This window comes from Janthinobacterium sp. GW822-FHT07H11, assembly GCF_058798615.1.
This window is the reverse complement of sequence record NZ_CM179507.1, coordinates 369,765-388,453: the sequence shown is the minus strand read 5'-3', so window position 1 is coordinate 388,453 and position 18,689 is coordinate 369,765. Positions and strand designations below refer to the sequence as shown.

General features: G+C 62.6%; 16 protein-coding genes. 10 read left to right on the top strand and 6 right to left on the bottom strand.

Annotated elements, in window-relative coordinates; genetic code table 11:
- Positions 1-39 precede the first annotated feature (39 nt).
- The 3 genes from AC3RCJ_RS01665 to AC3RCJ_RS01655 all read right to left on the bottom strand — a co-directional run bounded on the left by AC3RCJ_RS01665 (position 40) and on the right by AC3RCJ_RS01655 (position 2,531).
- Positions 40-1,409 (bottom strand): IS3 family transposase gene (locus AC3RCJ_RS01665; protein WP_492965081.1). Its coding sequence is split into 2 segments (ribosomal slippage): positions 40-935 and positions 935-1,409, totalling 1,371 coding nucleotides; the frame shifts between segments, so codons are not numbered across the junction.
- A gap of 125 nt (positions 1,410-1,534) precedes the next feature.
- The gene (locus tag AC3RCJ_RS01660) at positions 1,535-1,804 is read right to left on the bottom strand and encodes a hypothetical protein (RefSeq protein ID WP_492962710.1); all 270 of its coding nucleotides are present in this window, start codon (positions 1,802-1,804) and stop codon (positions 1,535-1,537) included.
- Between the two features lie 253 nt (positions 1,805-2,057).
- Positions 2,058-2,531, bottom strand: coding sequence for an Lrp/AsnC family transcriptional regulator (locus AC3RCJ_RS01655; protein WP_492962712.1), 474 nt, complete (start codon positions 2,529-2,531; stop codon positions 2,058-2,060).
- Between the two features lie 161 nt (positions 2,532-2,692).
- On the opposite strand from AC3RCJ_RS01655, the gene glmS reads away from it, so the two are divergent.
- Together glmS and AC3RCJ_RS01645 are read left to right on the top strand one after the other, a co-directional pair.
- Positions 2,693-4,522, top strand: a complete 1,830-nt coding sequence (gene glmS / locus AC3RCJ_RS01650) for a glutamine--fructose-6-phosphate transaminase (isomerizing) (RefSeq protein ID WP_492962713.1) — start codon at positions 2,693-2,695, stop codon at positions 4,520-4,522.
- 178 nt (positions 4,523-4,700) lie between these two features.
- Positions 4,701-5,819: a serine hydrolase domain-containing protein gene (locus AC3RCJ_RS01645; RefSeq protein ID WP_492962715.1), complete on the top strand. Its 1,119-nt coding sequence runs from the start codon at positions 4,701-4,703 to the stop codon at positions 5,817-5,819.
- A 27-nt stretch (positions 5,820-5,846) separates the two neighbouring features.
- Here the strand turns inward: AC3RCJ_RS01645 and AC3RCJ_RS01640 are convergent, their stop codons facing one another.
- Positions 5,847-6,746 (bottom strand): LysR family transcriptional regulator, encoded by a 900-nt coding sequence (locus AC3RCJ_RS01640; protein ID WP_076564724.1) that lies wholly within the window; start codon positions 6,744-6,746, stop codon positions 5,847-5,849.
- A gap of 127 nt (positions 6,747-6,873) precedes the next feature.
- Here AC3RCJ_RS01640 and msuE point away from each other — a divergent pair, with 127 nt between their 5' ends.
- From msuE to AC3RCJ_RS01625, 3 genes are all read left to right on the top strand, one after another.
- Positions 6,874-7,455, top strand: a complete 582-nt coding sequence (gene msuE / locus AC3RCJ_RS01635; RefSeq protein ID WP_492962718.1) for an FMN reductase — start codon at positions 6,874-6,876, stop codon at positions 7,453-7,455.
- 66 nt (positions 7,456-7,521) lie between these two features.
- Positions 7,522-8,502, top strand: a complete 981-nt coding sequence (locus AC3RCJ_RS01630) for a DUF1852 domain-containing protein (RefSeq protein WP_492962720.1) — start codon at positions 7,522-7,524, stop codon at positions 8,500-8,502.
- 23 nt (positions 8,503-8,525) lie between these two features.
- Entirely contained in the window at positions 8,526-9,551 is a 1,026-nt protein-coding gene (locus AC3RCJ_RS01625) for a methionine synthase (protein ID WP_492962722.1), read from the top strand.
- A 159-nt stretch (positions 9,552-9,710) separates the two neighbouring features.
- Here AC3RCJ_RS01625 and AC3RCJ_RS01620 read toward each other — a convergent pair whose 3' ends face one another.
- Positions 9,711-11,390 carry a methyl-accepting chemotaxis protein gene (locus tag AC3RCJ_RS01620; protein WP_492962724.1) on the bottom strand — a complete coding sequence of 560 codons (1,680 nt, stop codon included), beginning with the start codon at positions 11,388-11,390 and terminating at the stop codon, positions 9,711-9,713.
- Between the two features lie 268 nt (positions 11,391-11,658).
- On the opposite strand from AC3RCJ_RS01620, the gene AC3RCJ_RS01615 reads away from it, so the two are divergent.
- Positions 11,659-14,091: a DUF3772 domain-containing protein gene (locus AC3RCJ_RS01615; RefSeq protein WP_492962726.1), complete on the top strand. Its 2,433-nt coding sequence runs from the start codon at positions 11,659-11,661 to the stop codon at positions 14,089-14,091.
- A 9-nt stretch (positions 14,092-14,100) separates the two neighbouring features.
- Here AC3RCJ_RS01615 and AC3RCJ_RS01610 read toward each other — a convergent pair whose 3' ends face one another.
- Complete coding sequence (locus AC3RCJ_RS01610; RefSeq protein ID WP_492962728.1) at positions 14,101-14,589, bottom strand: DUF2938 domain-containing protein; 489 nt, start codon at positions 14,587-14,589, stop codon at positions 14,101-14,103.
- A 59-nt stretch (positions 14,590-14,648) separates the two neighbouring features.
- Here AC3RCJ_RS01610 and AC3RCJ_RS01605 point away from each other — a divergent pair, with 59 nt between their 5' ends.
- The 4 genes from AC3RCJ_RS01605 to AC3RCJ_RS01590 all read left to right on the top strand — a co-directional run bounded on the left by AC3RCJ_RS01605 (position 14,649) and on the right by AC3RCJ_RS01590 (position 18,666).
- Positions 14,649-15,293 (top strand): ArsR/SmtB family transcription factor, encoded by a 645-nt coding sequence (locus AC3RCJ_RS01605; protein WP_492962730.1) that lies wholly within the window; start codon positions 14,649-14,651, stop codon positions 15,291-15,293.
- On the top strand, positions 15,293-15,805 hold the full coding sequence (locus AC3RCJ_RS01600) for a ClbS/DfsB family four-helix bundle protein (RefSeq protein ID WP_492962825.1): 513 nt from the start codon (positions 15,293-15,295) through the stop codon (positions 15,803-15,805). The genes AC3RCJ_RS01605 and AC3RCJ_RS01600 overlap by 1 nt, the downstream gene beginning before the upstream one ends.
- A gap of 96 nt (positions 15,806-15,901) precedes the next feature.
- The gene (locus AC3RCJ_RS01595) at positions 15,902-17,617 is read left to right on the top strand and encodes an NAD+ synthase (RefSeq protein ID WP_492962732.1); all 1,716 of its coding nucleotides are present in this window, start codon (positions 15,902-15,904) and stop codon (positions 17,615-17,617) included.
- Positions 17,614-18,666 (top strand): bifunctional nicotinamide-nucleotide adenylyltransferase/Nudix hydroxylase, encoded by a 1,053-nt coding sequence (locus tag AC3RCJ_RS01590; RefSeq protein WP_492962734.1) that lies wholly within the window; start codon positions 17,614-17,616, stop codon positions 18,664-18,666. Before AC3RCJ_RS01595 ends, AC3RCJ_RS01590 begins: the two co-directional genes overlap by 4 nt.
- The last annotated feature ends 23 nt before the right edge of the window (positions 18,667-18,689 follow it).

Here is an 18,689-nt window from a genome sequence, read left to right as displayed (position 1 = left end):
TTCTGAACTGACCCCAAATAGTTGGACGGTTTAGTTTGCTTACCAGGTGGCCAAGGGCTGGGTTCTGTATTGCACAGGACTCAGCCCTTTTAACTTGAGTTTGATACGCTCGTGATTATAGTAGTGGATGTACTGTTTGATGCCGCGCTGTAGTTCGTCGACGCTGCTGAACTTGTTCAGGTAGAAGAACTCTGTCTTGAGCACGGCAAAGAAGCTTTCCATGGCCGCGTTGTCGAGGCAGTTTCCCCGGCGGGACATGCTTTGCGCGACGCCCTTATCCCGCAGCATTTTCTGGTAAGCCGGCATCCGATATTGCCACCCCTGGTCAGAGTGCAGCATGGGCTTGTCTTTCGCCGTCAGTTTGGCCAGCGCCTTCTCGAGCATCGAGCTCACCAGTTTGAACACGGGCCGCCTGGCCGTTTCAAACGCCACGATTTCGCCGTTGTACAGGTCCATCACCGGCGACAGATACAGCTTCTCGCCGGCGACGTTGAACTCCGTCACGTCCGTCACCCACTTCTGATGGGCTGCCTGCGCCTGAAACTGGCGCTGTAAGACATTCGCCGCCGCCTGCTCCACCTCGCCTTGATACGAGCGATACTTCTTGGGACGCACCAGCGACCTTAATCCGAGCTGCACCATCTGCCGTTGGACAGTCTTATGATTGACTTGCCGGCCCAGTTGCCGAATCGCAAGCGTCACGCGTCGATATCCATAACGCCCTTGATGAAGGGCAAAAATGGATCGAATTTGTTGCTTGAGTGCCTGATGCTTGTCGGCTACCTGCGCAACCTTCTGCTGATAGTAAAAGGTGCTGCGCGGCAGCCCCGCGAGCTTGAGCAGGTCCGCCAGCGGAAATTGTTGCCTTAGCTCACCAACTACTTGCGCTTTTTGCGCGCTGTCGTTCGCTGTTCTTGCTGCTGAACCAAGGCTTTTAACTTTTTTAGATAGGCATTCTCCATGCGCAAGAAATTCACCTCGGCGAGCAGTTCTTCGCGGCTACGGGTTGCATCGTCGATATGCGGTTGAGGCTGGGGCGGTTGAGAAGTCGGCATTTTTTTGGGTTTGCCGCGCTGTCGCGGCATCAGGGCGTCGATACCACCATTATGATAGCAGCGCTCCCAGACAGGCAGGCAAGAGGGACTGCGGATATTGAATACCGCCGCGGTCTGACGATAGGAGAGCCGGTTGGCCCACATGTGCTCCAACACCTGTAATCTGCGCTCAACCGGATAGTGGGTGAACTTCTTCTCCAGGCCAGCCTGTCCATGAGCAGCATACAAATTGCGCCAATGTTTGATCATCGAAGGGTGCAGGCCATGCTCGGTGGCGATGGCCTTGATGCCGGCCTCACCCTGCAGGCAGTGCTGGAGCACATCCAGTTTGAACTGCGTACTGTACTTCGCCATAGAAAAACCCCGAAAGTTGGTGTCCAACTTTCGGGGTTCAGTTCATTCCGGGCTGGCGGCGTTTTTTTACGCCTGTGGATAATCCTGTGGAGAATGGGCTGGCAACCCGGGATAAGTCGGGTGCCTTACTTCAAGCGAGCATTCCGCTGCATCTTGGCGTGTGGATAAAGGTGTGAACAAGCATGCGGAAAAGTGATGGATAAGCACGGTATAAGCTGCGTATAAACGGTGGAAAAGGCGGGATAAATGATCGGGTGGGCCTTGCCGCTGCCGCGTGCAGGCCAGCCTGCACCGATGAAAAAGGCATGCAGGATTTTTGCCTGCCCGTACTGTGGATAAACTTGTGCGTAATTGGCGGATAAGCCATGGATAACTTGCAAGTCATTGTATTGCAAGGATATTCAAGCTCTGCTTGTGCAGTCTGGCTGTGGATAGATCTGTGCAAAAGCCTGTGATTAACAGGTGGGTAAGCGATGGATAAGCCGGGATAAGTTTTGCCTGGGAGCTGATGCGCATGCAGGGATCGATGGCATGCGCGGCTCGATGTGGGGGCGGTGGAAATTGGTGATTTTTGTGTTGTGGATAAACTTGTGCATAAGCGGGCGGAAAGACCGGGATAAGCCGGGATAACTTGTCTGCCCGCCTGTGTCACACGGCGATGCGCGTTTCGAACTTGCTGCGAAAGGTGGAAAAGTAGCTTTTCACGTTGCGCACATTGGCGTGCGTGGCAAACAGGCGGTGCGCCAGCGCATGGTAGGCGGGCATGTCGGCCACCTGCACGATCAGCACGAAGTCGGGACCGGGCGAGACCCGGTAGCATTGCAGCACGGCGGGCTCGTTTGCCACCAGTTGCTCGAACTCGGCCATGCGCTCAAACGCCTGCACGTCGAGCGTGATGTCGACGATGGCCGTCAGGCGCGCGCCCACCAGATGCGGCGCGACGATGGCCACTTGCCGTTCGATCACGCCGCTTTCCCGTAAATGCTTGACCCTGCGCAAACAGGTGGGTGCCGACACATGAACTTCTTGCGCCAGCTCACTGTTGGTTTGTGATGCGTCAACTTGCAAGGCATTCAAGATGCGACGATCAATGTCATCGAGGGTAATAGTGCTATCGTTCATGATTTTATCGAATATGAAAATAAATCGTCTTTAAATGAAATAATATTTCATCACCAAATATACATGAAATATTCAGTCAAAAATAGCTGGATTTAGAAAGCATATTTCATACACTCTGCTTTAGCATGCGTGCATTGATTATTATTTAACCAGAGGTTTCCATGTGCGGCATCGTCGGCGCAGTAGCGCAACGTAATATCACTCCCATCCTGCTCGAAGGCTTGAAGCGCCTGGAATACCGCGGCTACGATTCCTGCGGCATCGCCCTGCACGCCGATGGCCGCTTGCAGCGTTCGCGCTCCACCTCGCGCGTGGCCGAGCTGGAAAAGCAGATCGGCGAAGAAGGCCTCGGCGGTTTCACGGGCATCGCCCACACGCGCTGGGCCACGCATGGCGCCCCTGTCTCCTTCAATGCCCACCCGCACTTTTCCCCGACGGAAGAGAACGCCCGCGTGGCGCTGGTGCATAACGGCATCATCGAAAACCACGACGAACTGCGCGCCGAACTGACGGCCCTCGGTTACGTCTTCCAGAGCCAGACGGACACGGAAGTGATCGCCCACCTGGTCGAGCACATGTATAACGGCGACCTGTTCGAAACCGTGCAGCAGGCCGTGAAACGCCTCGACGGCGCGTACGCGATCGCCGTCTTCTGCCGCGACGAGCCGCACCGCGTGGTGGCCGCGCGCCAGGGCTCGCCCCTGATCGTCGGCCTGGGCGATGGTGAAAATTTTGTCGCGTCCGACGCCATGGCGCTGGCCGGCACGACCGACCAGATCATCTACCTGGAAGAAGGCGACGTGGTCGACCTGCAACTGTCGCGCTGCTGGATCGTCGACGTCGACGGCAAGCCCGTCGAGCGCGAAGTCAAAACCGTGCATGCGCACACGGGCGCGGCCGAACTGGGCCCGTACCGCCACTACATGCAGAAGGAAATTTTTGAGCAGCCGCGCGCCATCGGCGACACGCTCGAAGGCGTGACGGGCATCATGCCGGAACTGTTCGGCGACGACGCATATAAAATCTTCAAGCAGATCGACCGCGTGCTGATTCTCGCCTGCGGCACCAGCTCGTATGCGGGCATGACGGCCAAGTACTGGATCGAAGCGATCGCCAAGGTGCCCGTCAGCGTGGAAGTGGCCAGCGAATACCGCTACCGCGACAGCGTGCCGCACCCGAACACGCTGGTGGTGACGATTTCGCAAAGCGGCGAAACGGCCGACACCCTGGCCGCGCTGAAACATGCGCGCAGCCTGGGCATGCAGCACACTTTGACCATCTGCAACGTGGCCACCAGCGCCATGGTGCGCGAATGCGCGCTGGCCTACATCACGCGCGCCGGCGTGGAAGTGGGCGTGGCGTCGACCAAGGCGTTCACGACGCAGCTGGCGGGCCTGTTCCTGCTGACCCTGTGCCTGGCGCAAGTCAATGGCCACCTGTCCGAAGAGCAGGAAGCGGCGCACCTGAAAGCCATGCGCCACCTGCCCGTCGCCATCGCTTCCGTGCTGGCGCTGGAGCCGCAGATCATCGCCTGGTCCGAGGAGTTCGCGCGCAAGGAAAACGCCCTCTTCCTGGGCCGCGGCATGCACTACCCGATCGCCCTGGAAGGCGCATTAAAACTGAAGGAAATCTCGTACATCCACGCCGAAGCGTATCCGGCCGGCGAACTGAAACACGGCCCGCTGGCCCTGGTGACGAATGAAATGCCGGTCGTTACCATCGCGCCGAACGACGCCCTGATCGAAAAACTCAAATCGAACATGCAGGAAGTGCGCGCCCGCGGCGGCCAATTGTACGTCTTTGCCGACGTCGATTCGCGCATCAGCTCCGGCGAAGGCCTGCACGTCATCCGCCTGCCCGAGCACTACGGCGATCTGTCGCCTATCCTGCACGTGTGCGCCTTGCAACTGCTGGCGTACCACACGGCGCTGGCGCGCGGTACGGACGTGGACAAGCCAAGGAATCTGGCCAAGTCGGTGACGGTGGAATAAGCCGGCCGGGCGCCGCCCAGGCCATCAGGAAGAGAAAGAAAACGCCACCGCCAGGTGGCGTTTTCTTTCTACCTGGAAAATTCATACGCATGACTTTTTTCTGCCGCCGCAGAACCCGTTGTGCGAGAATGCCCCTCCCCCTTCGATGGTGCGCATGATGAACAAACTCGCCGCAATCATGACTGGAATGACACTCGTGCTGGCAGCTTGCAAGCCCGCAGCCACGGCACCTGCGCACGACATTCCTGCGGCCATGCGCCAGACCGCGACCACTTTGCTGCAGTCGCCATTGCTGCACGCGACTTCGATTGCCGTCGTGTATCGCGGCAAGCAATTCATGCTGCATCAAGGCGAGCTGGAGACCGGCAAAGCCAATCCGCCGGACGATACGACGCTGTATGAAATCGGCTCGGTCAGCAAGACTTTTGCCGGCCTGCTGCTGGCGAAGGCCGTGCTCGATGGGAAGGCGGCGCTCGACGATCCCATACAAATGTATCTGCCGGCCGCCTACCCGAACCTGCAGTCGCAGGGGGAGCCCATACGCCTGCGCCACTTGATCACGCACACGAGCAATATGCCGGGCATGCTGCCATTGCAGGTAAACACCGTCTTGAAGGATTTCACGGCACACGCCACGCCGGCAAAGCTCAATGCCGCCTACGCCGGCTACGGGCAACGGCAATTCTGGCAGGACTTGCACACGGTCAGCATCAAAGGCCCGCTCGGCAAGGATTACGCCTATTCCAGCGCCGGTACGGAACTCATTGCGCACACGCTCGAAACAATCTACGGCATGCCTTATGACGTCCTGCTCACGCAATGGCTCGCGCGCGCAGCGGGCATGCACGATACCAGGCTGAGCATCACCGCCCAGGATGCCGGCCGGCTGGCGCCCGGCTACCACAGCGACAATCCCGTCGTCACCACGCCGATGCCGCAGCTGCCCTGGGGGGCGGCCGGTAACCTGAAGTCGACGATGCCGGACATGGCAAAGTACCTGCGCCTGCAGTTGAGCGCCCATCCCGCCGTCGTCGAATCGCACCAGCCGCTGGTCCGCTTTCAGGACGACTTCAGCATCGGCTATTTCTGGAACATCGGCAGCAATCGCCAGCTGGGCACGCATTATGTCCACCATGGCGGCGTGCCGCGTGCGCAAAGCTACGCCTACATCGTTCCCAAATATCAGCTTGGCGTCTTCATCATCACCAACCAGAGCGGCGACGCTACGGCCGGCGCCATGGAAAGCGCGCTGGCGCGTCTTTTCGACACCGTGGAAGCCATGGAAGGCGCGCGGTAGCCGGCCCCGGCGAACCGGCGTGCGTGCTTAGCTTCCCTGCGCAACGACAGGCTGGCGCGCCAGTGCGATGAAGGCGCGCACATAGTCGATGGCGGTGTCCGTCTCGCGTGCGCCCAGGAAGATCTGCTTGGCGATGCCGCGCGCGCCCAGCCGCACCGGCACCACGTCCATCTTGGCCGCATATTCCTCGACCAGCCAGCGCGGCAGGGCGGCCACGCCGCGGCCGCTGGCCACCATTTGCAGCATGATATCGGTCGTTTCGATGGCCTTGTGGCGCTTGGGCGTGACGCCGGCCGGCAAGAGGAACTGGTTATAGATGTCCAGGCGTTCGATGTCCACGGGGTAGCTGATGAGCACTTCCCGGGTCAGTTGCTGCGGCTGCACATACGCCGCCCCAGCTAGCGCATGGCCCTTGGCCACGACGAGCACCTGCTCGTAGTCGAACACGGGTTCGAAGGTCAGCCCCGGCTTGTACAGCGGGTCGGGCGTGACCAGCAGGTCGATCTCGTAGCCGAACAGCGCGCCGATCCCGCCGAACTGGAACTTCTGCTTGACGTCCACATCCACGTCGGGCCATGCGGCCAGATACGGGGACACGATTTTGAGCAGCCACTGGTAGCAGGGGTGGCATTCCATGCCGATGCGCAGCGCGCCGCGCTCGCCCTGCGCAAACTGGCCCAGGCGCTCTTCGGCCAGGTCCAGCTGCGGCAGCACCCGGTTCGCCACCGCCAGCAAGTACTGGCCAGCCTGCGTCAGGCGCAAATTTCTCCCTTCGCGCAGCCAGACGTCGGTGCCCAGCTGCTGCTCCAGCTTCTTCATGCTGTGGCTCAGGGCCGACTGGGTCAGGTGCAGCACGCCTGCGGCGGCCGTCAACGAGCCTTGTTTTTCGACTTGCTGGACGATGCTGAGGTGGATGCGTTCAAGCATTGGAATGAGCCATATTCATGGATGTATGAAATATGACCATTATACTTCATCGATTCCTCCCGCTATCATCCATTTCCCTGTTGCCGGCATTCTTCGCCTTCGCGCATCACTCCCTATGAAAGCAAACATGACACGTCCCCTGCGTATCGTCGCCGTTTCCGGCGGGCTGCAACGCCCTTCCAAGGCGGCCGCCCTGGCCGAGCACCTGATGGACCTGATCGCCGACGAAGTGCTGTGCGAGCAACACCTGGTCGAACTGGGCCAGCTGGCACCGCAGCTGGCCGGCGCGACTTGGCGCTCGCAGCTGCCCGAGACGGTGGAGCGCGAACTTGCTGCCGTCGAGCAAGCTGACATCGTGGTGGTGACCACACCGGTCTATCGCGGCTCGTACACGGGGCTGTTCAAGCACTTCTTCGACTTCATTCATCAGGACGCCTTGATCGACAAACCGGTCTTGCTGGCGGCCACCGGTGGCAGCGAGCGCCATGCCCTGATGATCGACCACCAGTTGCGGCCGCTGTTCAGCTTTTTCCAGGCGCGCACCTTGCCGCTGGGCGTCTACGCGACGGACAAGGATTTCCTTGACTACCGCCTGCACGACGCGGCCCTGCTCCAGCGGGCCGCACTGGCGGTGCAGCGGGCCTTGCCCTTGATCGACATGGCGCGCCCTGCGCGAGCGGCCACGGTTGACGAGCTGGCCGCCGCCTGAGACGCGTTGCCACGGTCACCAATCAACACATTCACCTTTTCGCAGAAATCAGGACAGCAGATCACCATGAGCAACGATTTTGTATTCAGCATCAAGAGCATTGTTTTCGATGAAAACTATCATCCATCGGACAATACGCGCCTGACGACCAACTTTGCCAATCTGGCCAGGGGAAAGAGCCGCCAGGAGAACTTGCGCAACACCCTGACAATGATCGACAGCCGCTTCAACAGCCTGGCGCATTGGGACAACCCGAAGGCAGACCGTTATTCTGTCGAACTCGAAATCATTTCCGTCGAGCTGAATATCGATATCGAAGGCGGCAATATCCCGCTGATCGAGATATTGAAGCCGAATATTATCGATAAAAAAACCGGACAACGCATCGAGGGCATTGCGGGGAATAATTTCTCCTCCTACGTGCGCGATTACGACTTCAGCGTGCTGCTGCCAGAGCACAACAACAATCAATCCACCTTCAGCGCACCGGAGGACTTCGGCGATTTTCATGGCAAGCTGTTCAAGCACTTTGTCAGATCCGATGCTTATCAAGAGCGCTTCAGCAAGCCGCCGGTCATCTGCCTCAGCGCTTCGAGCAGCAAGACCTATCGGCGGACGGAAAACCAGCACCCCATCCTGGGCGTCGAGTATCAGCAAAACGCGTTCTCCTCGACGGATGCCTATTTCGAGAAAATGGGCATGCAAGTGCGCTATTTCATGCCGCCAAACAGTGCCGCCCCGCTGGCGTTTTATTTTATCGGCGACCTGCTGGCCGACTACAGCAATCTGGAGCTGATCGCCACCATCAGCACGATGGAAACCTTTCAAAAGATTTATCGGCCCGAGATTTACAACGCCAATGCCGCGGCGGGGAAGTTTTATCAGCCCAGCCTGAAGAACCAGGATTATTCATTGACGCAAATTGTCTATGACCGGGAAGAGCGCAGCGAGCTGGCCGTCAAGCAGGGCAAATATACGGAAGAGCACTTCATCAAGCCCTACAAGCATGTTCTGGAACAATGGGCTGCCGCCACGCTCGCTGATTAATCACAATATACGAAATCACCATCATGAAAAAATTATTGCCTACGTCCACTGCCGGCAGCCTGCCCAAACCTTCCTGGCTGGCGCAGCCTGAAAAACTCTGGTCGCCCTGGAAATTACAGGACGAGGAATTGATCGAGGGCAAACAAGATGCCTTGCGCTTGTCGCTGCAGGAACAACAGCAGGCAGGCATCGATATCGTCAGTGACGGCGAGCAAACCCGCCAGCATTTTGTCACCACGTTTATCGAGCATCTGAGCGGCGTCGATTTCGACAAACGCGAGACCGTCCGCATTCGTGACCGCTACGATGCGAGCGTGCCGACCGTCGTGGGCGCCGTGAGCCGCCCCAAGCCGGTGTTTGTCGATGACGCCAGGTTTTTACGCCAGCAAACCACGCAGCCGATCAAATGGGCGCTGCCAGGTCCGATGACGATGATCGATACGCTGTACGACAGCCACTATAAAAGCCGTGAAAAACTGGCCTGGGAATTCGCCAAGATCCTCAATCAGGAGGCCAGGGAACTCGAGGCGGCCGGCGTCGACATCATCCAGTTCGACGAACCCGCATTCAATGTGTTCTTCGATGAAGTCAATGATTGGGGCATCGCCACCCTGGAGCGGGCGATCGAAGGGCTCAAATGCGAAACGGCCGTGCATATTTGCTATGGTTACGGCATCAAGGCCAATACGGACTGGAAAAATACGCTGGGCTCAGAGTGGCGTCAATATGAGGAATCGTTCCCCAAGCTGCAGCAATCGAGTATCGACATCATCTCGCTGGAATGCCACAACTCGCGCGTGCCCATCGACCTGATTGAACTCATACGCGGCAAGAAAGTGATGGTCGGCGCCATCGACGTGGCCAGCAATACCATAGAAACGCCGGAGGAAGTGGCCGACACCCTGCGCAAGGCGCTGCGCTTTGTCGATGCGGACAAGCTCTACCCGAGCACCAACTGCGGCATGGCGCCCTTGTCGCGCCGCGTGGCAAGAGGGAAATTGCATGCGCTCAGCGCCGGCGCAGAAATCATCCGCAGAGAAATCTCGTAGCAGGCTGGGGAAATACCGAATAGGCGAGCTTTGCCTTGCCGTACTGAGCGGCATCGTGTGCCACTGTATTGACCTGCATACGGTCGCGTAACAGGAAGCAGCCTATGCTGCATGACGCCACAGACACCGGCAAGTGTCTGTGGCGTTTTCAATGCGGCCTTAGAACTCTTCCCAGTCGGCAGAGGCAGTTGCTGCGGGCGCAGCTTTTTTGGCCGCCGGCACGCGCAGGACGATGGCGTGCTGGCGCGGTGCTGTGGTCGCGGCGACTGGCGGTTTGTTTGCCGGTGCGCCGGCATCGAGCTTGAACGCGCTCACCACCTGCGCCAGGGTAGCCGCCTGCTCCTGCATGGCAGCGGCGGCCGCGGCCGACTCTTCCACCAGGGCCGCGTTTTGCTGGGTGACGTTGTCCATCTCGCTGATGGCCTGGTTGATTTGCTCGATGCCTGCCGTCTGCTCCGCGCTGGCCGAGGTGATCTCTTCCATGATGTCGGTAACGCGGCGCACGCTGTCGACCAGGTCGGTCATGGTGTTGCCGGCCTGGTGTACGAGCTCGCTGCCGGCCGCCACGCTTTGGGTCGAGTCGTCGATCAAGGTCTTGATTTCCTTGGCCGCCGCCGCCGAACGGTGCGCCAGGCTGCGCACTTCCGTGGCCACCACGGCAAAGCCTCGGCCCTGTTCGCCCGCGCGCGCCGCTTCCACGGCCGCGTTCAAGGCCAGAATGTTGGTCTGGAAGGCGATGCCGTCGATGACGCCGATGATGTCGGCAATTTTATTTGACGAGGCGTCGATTTGGCGCATCGTCGCCACCACTTGCGCGATGACGGCGCCGCCGCGCTGCGCCACGCCGGAGGCAGTGTCGGCCAGCACGTGCGCCTGGCGCGCATTGTCGGCATTCTGTTTGACGGTCGAGGTCAGCTCTTCCATGGACGAGGCCGTCTCTTCCAGCGAGCTGGCTTGCTGCTCCGTGCGTGCAGACAGGTCCAGGCTGCCCGCCGCCACTTCGGACGAGGCCGAGGCGATGGTTTCCGTGCCGGCACGCACCGTGCCGACCGTGTGCGCCAGGTTGTCGTTCATGCGCTTGAGCGCTTGCAATAGTTGCCCCATTTCATCGTCTGTGTGCACGGCGATCTGGCTGCGCAAATCGCCCGCGGCCACCGTGTTGGCCACTTGCAGCGCCGTGGCGACGGGACCGGTGATCGAGCGCGTGATGCCATACGCTAACGCCGCCGCGATGGCCAGCGCCGCCAGCGACATGCCGATCAGCAAGGTGCGCGTGTTGGCATAGGTGGTGTTGGCGTTCTCGCCCGCCGTGGTGGCCAGGGTGTTTTGCAAACTGATCTGTTCGGCAATCAATTGTTTATAGATAAGTAATACGGGGCGCAGCTGGCCGTACAGGTAGGCGCTGCTGTCGTCCGGGGTGCCGCTCCTGATCAAATCCAGCAGCGCTTCCTGCCCCTGCGCGTAGCGCGTGTTGGCGTCGTTCATCTTCGCCAGCAAGGCCCGTTCGCGCTCGGAATCGAGCATGCTGGCGAGCTTGCCGAGATTGCCGGCCGCCGCCTGGCGCGCGGCCAGGATGGCGTCGGTCTGCTTGTGCTGGTCGGCCGGATCGGCGCTGAGCATCATGTTGCGCAGGGCAATGGCGATGTCGTTGATGTTGGCCGACACGCTGTTGGCGAGCGCGATCTTCGGCATGCTGTCATGCACGATATGGCCGGTGCCCTGGTTGATCTTGCCCAGCATGGCAATGCCCAGGCAAGAGATGATGATCAGCATGGCGCCGATGGCGCCAAAGCCCACGGCAAGGCGTGTGCCGATGGTCAGGTTGGATAAAAACTTCATGGCTGTCTCGATACGGAGGGAATGGTGAAAAGGTCGGCGGCGTGCAGATGGCTGCCGCGCCGCCAAGCGGACGACGATCCTAGACCTTTTCGAATGATATTTCCATAGGGCAATATGCCTAGTCGCGCCTGGAAGCACACGCCAGTTCCGCTTATCCTGTGGCTTGCCGGTGTTTTCAGCTATATTGGCAGGCACCCGCCGGGCAGCACGCCATGACCGGCGCCGCTGCCAATCCGGCCGTTTTTCTCATTTTCAGCCATAGGTCCGCATGACTTCTTTCCGTCTCCGTTGCTTCCCCTTCCTGCTGGCCTTGCTGCTGGCTTGCTCATTGTCAACGCCGCCCGCCTGGGCGCAGCCCGCCGACGATGCCGCCACGGCCGACCAGCGCCTCGATGGCTTGCGCAAGCAGATCACGGTCATCCAGAAGACGCTCGACGGCGACGCCGATGTGCCGGACGCGGCGCTGTCGCAAATGAAGGCCGACGCGCTGGCGGCCAGTGCCGAGGCGGACAAGGTGGCAGCCACGCTGGAGCCGATGCTGGCCAGCGTGCAGGCGCGGCTGGCCGAGCTGGGCAAGCCGGTGGCGGGCGCCAAGGATGCGCCCGACGTGGCGGCGCAGCGCAGCCAGTTGGACCGCACCAGCAGCGGCCTCGATGCGCAGGTAAAACTGGCGCGGCTGCTGTCGGTCGAGGCCACGCAAGCGTCCGAACAAGTGTCGACGGTGCGCCGCGCGCAATTGCAGGCGCGCCTGGGCGAGCGCACGGCCTCCATCCTCGCCAGTTCGTTCTGGAAGCAGCTGCATGCGGAATTGCCGCAAAATATGCAGCGCCTGCATAATCTGGGGCAGGAACTGGTGGACGCGGCGCGCGCAACGCCGCTGTCCGTGTGGGGCGGCATCCTGGCCGGCATCGTGCTGTTGCTGGCGGCCAGCGTGTGGATGTCGCGCTATCTGCTGCTGCTCACGTCCACGCGCGTGCCGCACGGCCGCCTGCGCCGCTCGCTGCATGCGCTGGCCGTGCTGTTGCTGGCCCTGGCCACGCCCGGCCTGGTGGCCGAATTGCTGGCGCTGGGCTTGCGCTGGGATGGCCATGTTTCCGACAAGACCGATGTCTTCTTGAGCAGCTTGATCGGCATCATCTGTTTCGCCGGCTTCACGGCGGGCCTGGGCCACGCGCTGCTGTCGCCCAACCACGCCTCGTGGCGCCTGCTGCCCCTGTCCGATGCGCTGGCGCACCGCATGCGCCAGTATCCCACCGTGTTTGCGCTGGTGGTGGTGCTGGTGTGGACGGCCGAACGCGTTTCCATCGTCATCAATGCGGGCCTGTCGACGGCCGTGGCCGTCAATTGCATCGTGGCGCTGGTGCTGAGCATGACGGTGGCATTCGGCTTGCTGCGCGCCGAGCGCTGCTGGCGCCAGGTGCGCGCGGCGGACCCCGCTTCGCCCGTGACGCCGCTGTGGCTGCGCGGCGTGGTGCTGCTGCTGTGGCTGACATTGGCGTCCAGCCTGGTCAGCCTGCTGGTCGGCTATGTCGCGTTCGGCAGCTTCGTCACCAAGCAGATCGCCTGGGTCATGGTGGTGGTGTGCAGCACCTATCTGCTGACGGTGCTGCTCGACGATATCTGCATGCTGCTGGCGTCCGCGCCGCCGCCGCCGGACGCGGCCAACCCCGTGCTGGCCACGCCCAAGGCGCGCGACCAGGCGGCCGTGCTGCTGTCGGGCATCGGCCGCGCCATCGTCGTGCTGCTGGCGCTGATGCTGTTGCTGGCGCCGTTCGGCGAAGGTCCGGGCGAGCTGTTCCAGCGGGTCGGCAAGCTGCAGGATGGCCTGGCCATCGGCGAAGTGGCGATCCGCCCGGGCGCCGTGATCCAGGCGCTGCTGGTGCTGGTGCTCGCCTTCATCGGCATCGGCCTGTTCAAGCGCTGGCTGCAGAACAGTTATTTGCCGACCACGAACCTCGATGCGGGCATGCAGATGTCCTTCATCACCCTGTTCGGCTATGTGGGCGGCGTGACGGCCGTGGCGCTGGCCCTGTCGGCGGCCGGCATCGGCCTGGAACGCATCGCATGGGTGGCGTCGGCGCTGTCGGTGGGTATCGGTTTCGGCCTGCAGGCGGTGGTGCAGAATTTTGTCTCGGGCCTGATCCTGCTGGCCGAGCGGCCCGTGAAGGTGGGCGACTGGGTCTCGCTGGGCGGCGTCGAGGGCGATATCCGCCGCATCAATGTGCGCGCCACGGAAATTCAACTGGGCGACCGGTCCACGGTGATCGTGCCGAACTCGGAATTCATCACCAAGACGGTGCGCAATGTGACCCTGGCCAATCCCCTGGGCCTGGTGCAAGTCAAGCTGCCGCTGCCGCTGGGCACGGATGCGCAGGCGGCGCGCGCGCTGATCCTGTCCGCGTTTGTCGACAATCCCGACGTGCTCGACACGCCGGCGCCCAACGTGCAGCTCGACGGCATCGACAACGGCCTGTTGCTGTTCAACGCCACCGGCTATGCCGCGTCGCCGCGCCTGACGTCGGGCATCCGCAGCGCCCTGCTGTTCGAGCTGCTCAAGCGCCTGGACGCGGCGCATATCGCGATCGCCAAGCCCAGCACCATGGTGCTGAGCACCGTGCCGGCGCAGCCCGAGGCGTCGCTGATCCCGGCGGTGGCGGTGCCGACGGCGGCACCCGCCCCCGTGCCGCCGCTGACGAGCTAGCCGGACAAGTCAGCGCACGGTCGACCACAGCAGCGCCGCCAGGTACAGGCCGACGCCGAACGCCGTATGCGCCATCAGGCTGCGCAGGCGGGCGGCGTTCGGATGCGGCGTCTTGCTGGCGGCCAGGCCGGCGCCCATGCCCGGCTGCAAGATGCAAAACGGCGCGGCCACGCTCACGAGGCCCGCCAGCAGGGCCGGCGCGAACGTCGGTTGTTGTACCCACTCCTGTCCCACCAGCGCCAGCAGCACGGCCGCAAACAGCACGCCGATCACGTAATGGGCGGTCCAGCCCAGGATGGCTTCATCGCGCACGGGGGCCGCCTGGGCGATGTTGACGTGGCGCAAAGTGCCGCGCGGTAAATGGCCGAGCCAGCGCCCCACCATGGCAAAGTTCAGCGAGGGTATGCACCAGAAGCGCTTTAATGCCACCGCCCACACATCCATCACCGCCGTCGCGCCCACGCCGATCATCAGCGCATCGAACCAGAGTATTTGCATTACCGCCCCTAACATTCAATTGATTGCTTGAATGTTATAAGGGTGCTAGCATCATGTCAATGAAAAATGCCGATCTCGAATTGCTCACCGGTTCCGCCGGGTTTGCCCATGTTTTAGGCAGCGCGCCGCGCTTGCGCCTGCTCGAACAGATCGCGCACGGCGAGTATGCGGTGGAGCAGCTGGTGGAGTTGACGGGCCTGTCCGTGGCGAACACCTCGCAGCATCTGCAGCAGCTGCGGCGCGCCGGTTTCGTGCAGGCGCGGCGCGACGGCAAGCGCGTGCTGTACCGGCTCGGTAGCGGTCCCATCGTGCAACTGCTCGCTGTACTGGACCTGTATGCGCAGCACCAGCGCAGCGAATTGCAGGCGCTGGGCCGGGGCGACCATGTGGAAGCGATCACGGGCGACGAGTTGCTGGAACGCATGCAGGAAGCCAGCATCACCGTGCTCGACGTGCGTCCCGCGCAGGAGTTTGCCGCCGGCCACTTGCCCGGTGCGATCAATATCCCGTTTGATGACTTGCAGCGCCGCCTGGGCGAATTGCCCGCGAACGCGGAGATCGCCGCGTATTGCCGCGGCCCGTATTGCGTGCTGTCCGTGCAGGCCGTGGCGGCCCTGCGCCTGCACGGCTTGCCTGCGCGCCGCCTCGGCAGTGGCTACGACGACTGGCAGGCGGCCGGCTTGCCTGTCGTGAAGGCGGCGTGATGGCGATCCCGGACAGCAAGCAGGAACTCGTCGACGCCATCAACAGCACGTACGCAAAACTGGTGCAGGAACTGGCGCGCGTGCCGCCGGCCTTGGCGCGCGATCCCGTGCTGGAAGGGCAAGTGAAGGGCACGCGCATGAGCGTGTGCGACCTGCTCGCCTACCTGGTGGGCTGGAACGAGCTGGTCTTGCACTGGCACGCGCAGCTGCGCGACGGCAAACGCATCGAGGACATCGCCTTTCCCGCCGAAGGTTTCACGTGGAACGCTCTCGGCGCTCTGGCGCAGCGCTTCTATGCGGACTATGCTGAGCTCAGCATGGACGACTTGCTGCAGCGCCTGGCACAGGCGAAAGACCGGCTGCTGGCGCTGATCGACGCGCACGACGATGCGCAACTGTATGGCCAGCCCTGGTACATGCATTACACGATGGGGCGCATGATCCAGTTCAATACGGCGTCGCCGTATGCGAATGCGCGCACGCGCTTGCGGGCCTGGCTGAAGACCTTGTAGGGACTGGATCGGCAGGCTTGCACGATTGCATCAGTACGCTCAGAAAATTTTTCAGGCAGGATAGTGGTTTCAAGCGGAACCAATTGAAGGATCACCATGCTGACCATCGCCCTCGCCCAACTCAACCCCACGGTGGGCGACTTCGACGCCAATGTCGCCGCCATCACCGCGTGCATGGCCCGCGCCAGCAGCGATGGCGCCGACCTGCTGGTGTGCCCGGAACTGTCGCTGTGCGCATATTACCCGGGCGACCTGTTCGAGGATGCCGCCTTCCTGCGCGGCCTGCAGCAGGCGCTCGATAGCCTGCTGCAGGCATCGACGCGCTGGCCGGAACTGGTCACCGTCCTCGGCACGGCGCGCCCCAATCCCGGCGTCGGCAAGCCCCTGTACAACGCCTTGCTGGCCATACGCGACGGGCGCATCGTCACCGAATACTACAAGCAGCTGCTGCCGACCTACGGCATCTTCGACGAAGGCCGCCATTTCGAGCCGGGCCCGCCCGGCGCCTGCACCCTCGCTATCGCCGACTGCAAGGTCGGCTTCATGATTTGCGAGGATGGCTGGAACGACGATGGCCGTGCCTATGCCGTCAACCCGTTCGAGGCCCTGCACGCGGCGCGGCCGGACCTCGTCGTCAGCATCAATGCCAGCCCGTCCGACATCGGCAAGCGCGCGCAGCGCCACGCCGTGTTTGGCGCCGCCTGCGCGCGCGTGAATCTGCCCCTGCTGTTCGTCAACCAGGTGGGCGGCCAGGACCAGCTGGTGTTCGACGGCGCCTCGTTCGCCATTTCGCCCACGCGCGGCCTGCAGTTCGAGGCGGCCCGCTTCGTCGAGGATTTCCAATTGCTGCGTTTTGCCGATGGGCGTTTCGCGCAATCCGATGGCCAGCCCTTCCCCGTGCCCGATCCGGACGGCATCCCCGCCGTGGAGTTTGCGCGGCGCCAGATCGTGCTGGGCTTGCGCGACTATGCGCGCCGCTGCGGTTTTACGCGAGTCGTCGTCGGCTGCTCGGGCGGCATCGATTCGGCGCTGACCCTGGCCCTGGCCGTCGAGGCGCTGGGGGCCGACAAGGTGGTGGCCATCACCATGCCGTCCGTCTTTTCCAGCGCCGGCTCCGTCACCGATTCCGTCGCCCTGTGCGCCAACCTCGGCATCACCCTGTACACGCACCCGATACGCGACATCGTGGCGCAATATGAAGCCGGCTATGCCCAGGCCTTCGACGGCAAGCTGCAGGGGCTGCCGCTGGAAAACCTGCAGGCGCGCGTGCGCGGCACGATATTGATGGAATATTCGAACGCCTTTGGCGCCCTGCTGCTCACCACCGGCAACAAGAGCGAAATCTCGGTCGGTTACTGCACCCTGTACGGCGACACGAACGGGGGCCTGGGCCTGATCGGCGACCTGTATAAAACGGAGGTGTTCGCCCTGTCGCGCCATATGAACGCCAGCGCCGGGCGCGCACTGATACCCGCCGCCGTGCTCGATAAACCGCCATCGGCGGAACTGGCGCCGGGCCAGCGCGACACGGACAGCCTGCCGCCCTACCCGCTGCTCGATGAAATTTTAAAGTGGCATATCGAGGGCCGCCGCCTGCCGGCGCAAGAAAGCGCGCAGGCGCTGGCCCTGGTCGACCAGCTGCGCGAGACGCACGAGGGGCGCGCGCTCGTCACGCGCATCCTCGGCCTGGTCGCCCGCAACGAATACAAACGGCGCCAGGCGGCGCCCATCATCCGCGTGCGCTCGCGCGCCTTCGGCAGCGGGCGCCAATTGCCGATCGCCGCCCGCTACCCCACCGGAGACGACGCATGACAGTACCTTCCTTTGACGCGGCCATCCTGATCGGCCGCTTCCAGCCGTTTCACAATGGCCATGCTGGCCTGCTGCAGGCGGCGCTGGCCACGGCATCGCAGGTGGTGGTGGTGCTCGGCTCGGCCTTCCACGCGCGCAGCCCGAAGAACCCGTTTACGTGGCAGGAGCGGGCCGCCATGATCGCCGCCACCCTGCCCGAGGCGCAGCGTGCGCGCGTGCGCTACGTGGCCGTGCGCGATTACTACGACGATGGCCTGTGGGCCGACGCCGTGCGGCGCGCCGTGGCGGAAGCGGTGCCGCAGGCGCAGCGCCTGACCCTGGTCGCCTGCTTCAAGGACGCCACCAGCTATTATCTGCACCACTTCCCGCACTGGCAGCTGCTGAACCAGGAGATCGACCCCGGCGCACCGATCGGCGCGACGGCCATCCGCAAGGTGCTGTTCGAAGCCGAGGACGTGGCCGTGTCGCTGAGCGCCGTGGCGCAGCTGCTGCCGCCCGCCATCGGCCAGTATCTGAAGGCCTGGACCATGCTGCCGTGGTATGCGCCGCTGGTGCACGAGCACCGCGCCATCGAAGCGTACAAGGCGCGCTGGCGCGCGGCGCCGTATCCGCCCATCTTCAGCACCGTCGACGCACTGGTGCAGACGGGCGGCCACGTGCTGCTGGTGAAGCGCGGCGGCTATCCGGGCAAGGGCTTGTGGGCGCTGCCGGGCGGCTTCCTGGAGCCGCGCGAACGGCTGTTGCAGGGCGCCATCCGCGAACTGGCCGAAGAGACGCAGCTGGGCGTGCTGGCGCCCACCCTGGTCGAGTCGCTGGTCGGCGTGGCCGTGTTCGACCACCCGGACCGCAGCCAGCGCGGGCGCACCATCACGCATGCGCATTATTTTGACCTGCAGACGCGCCAGCTGCCCGCCGTGACGGCGGCCGACGACGCGGCGCTGGCGCAATGGGTGCCCGTGACGTCGCTGCCGGACATGGAAGAGCAGTTCTTCGAAGACCACTTCCACATCCTCAACCACTTCCTCACGCTGACCGGCGAAGGGCGCTGACGGGCGCGCGCAGGGCGGACCCG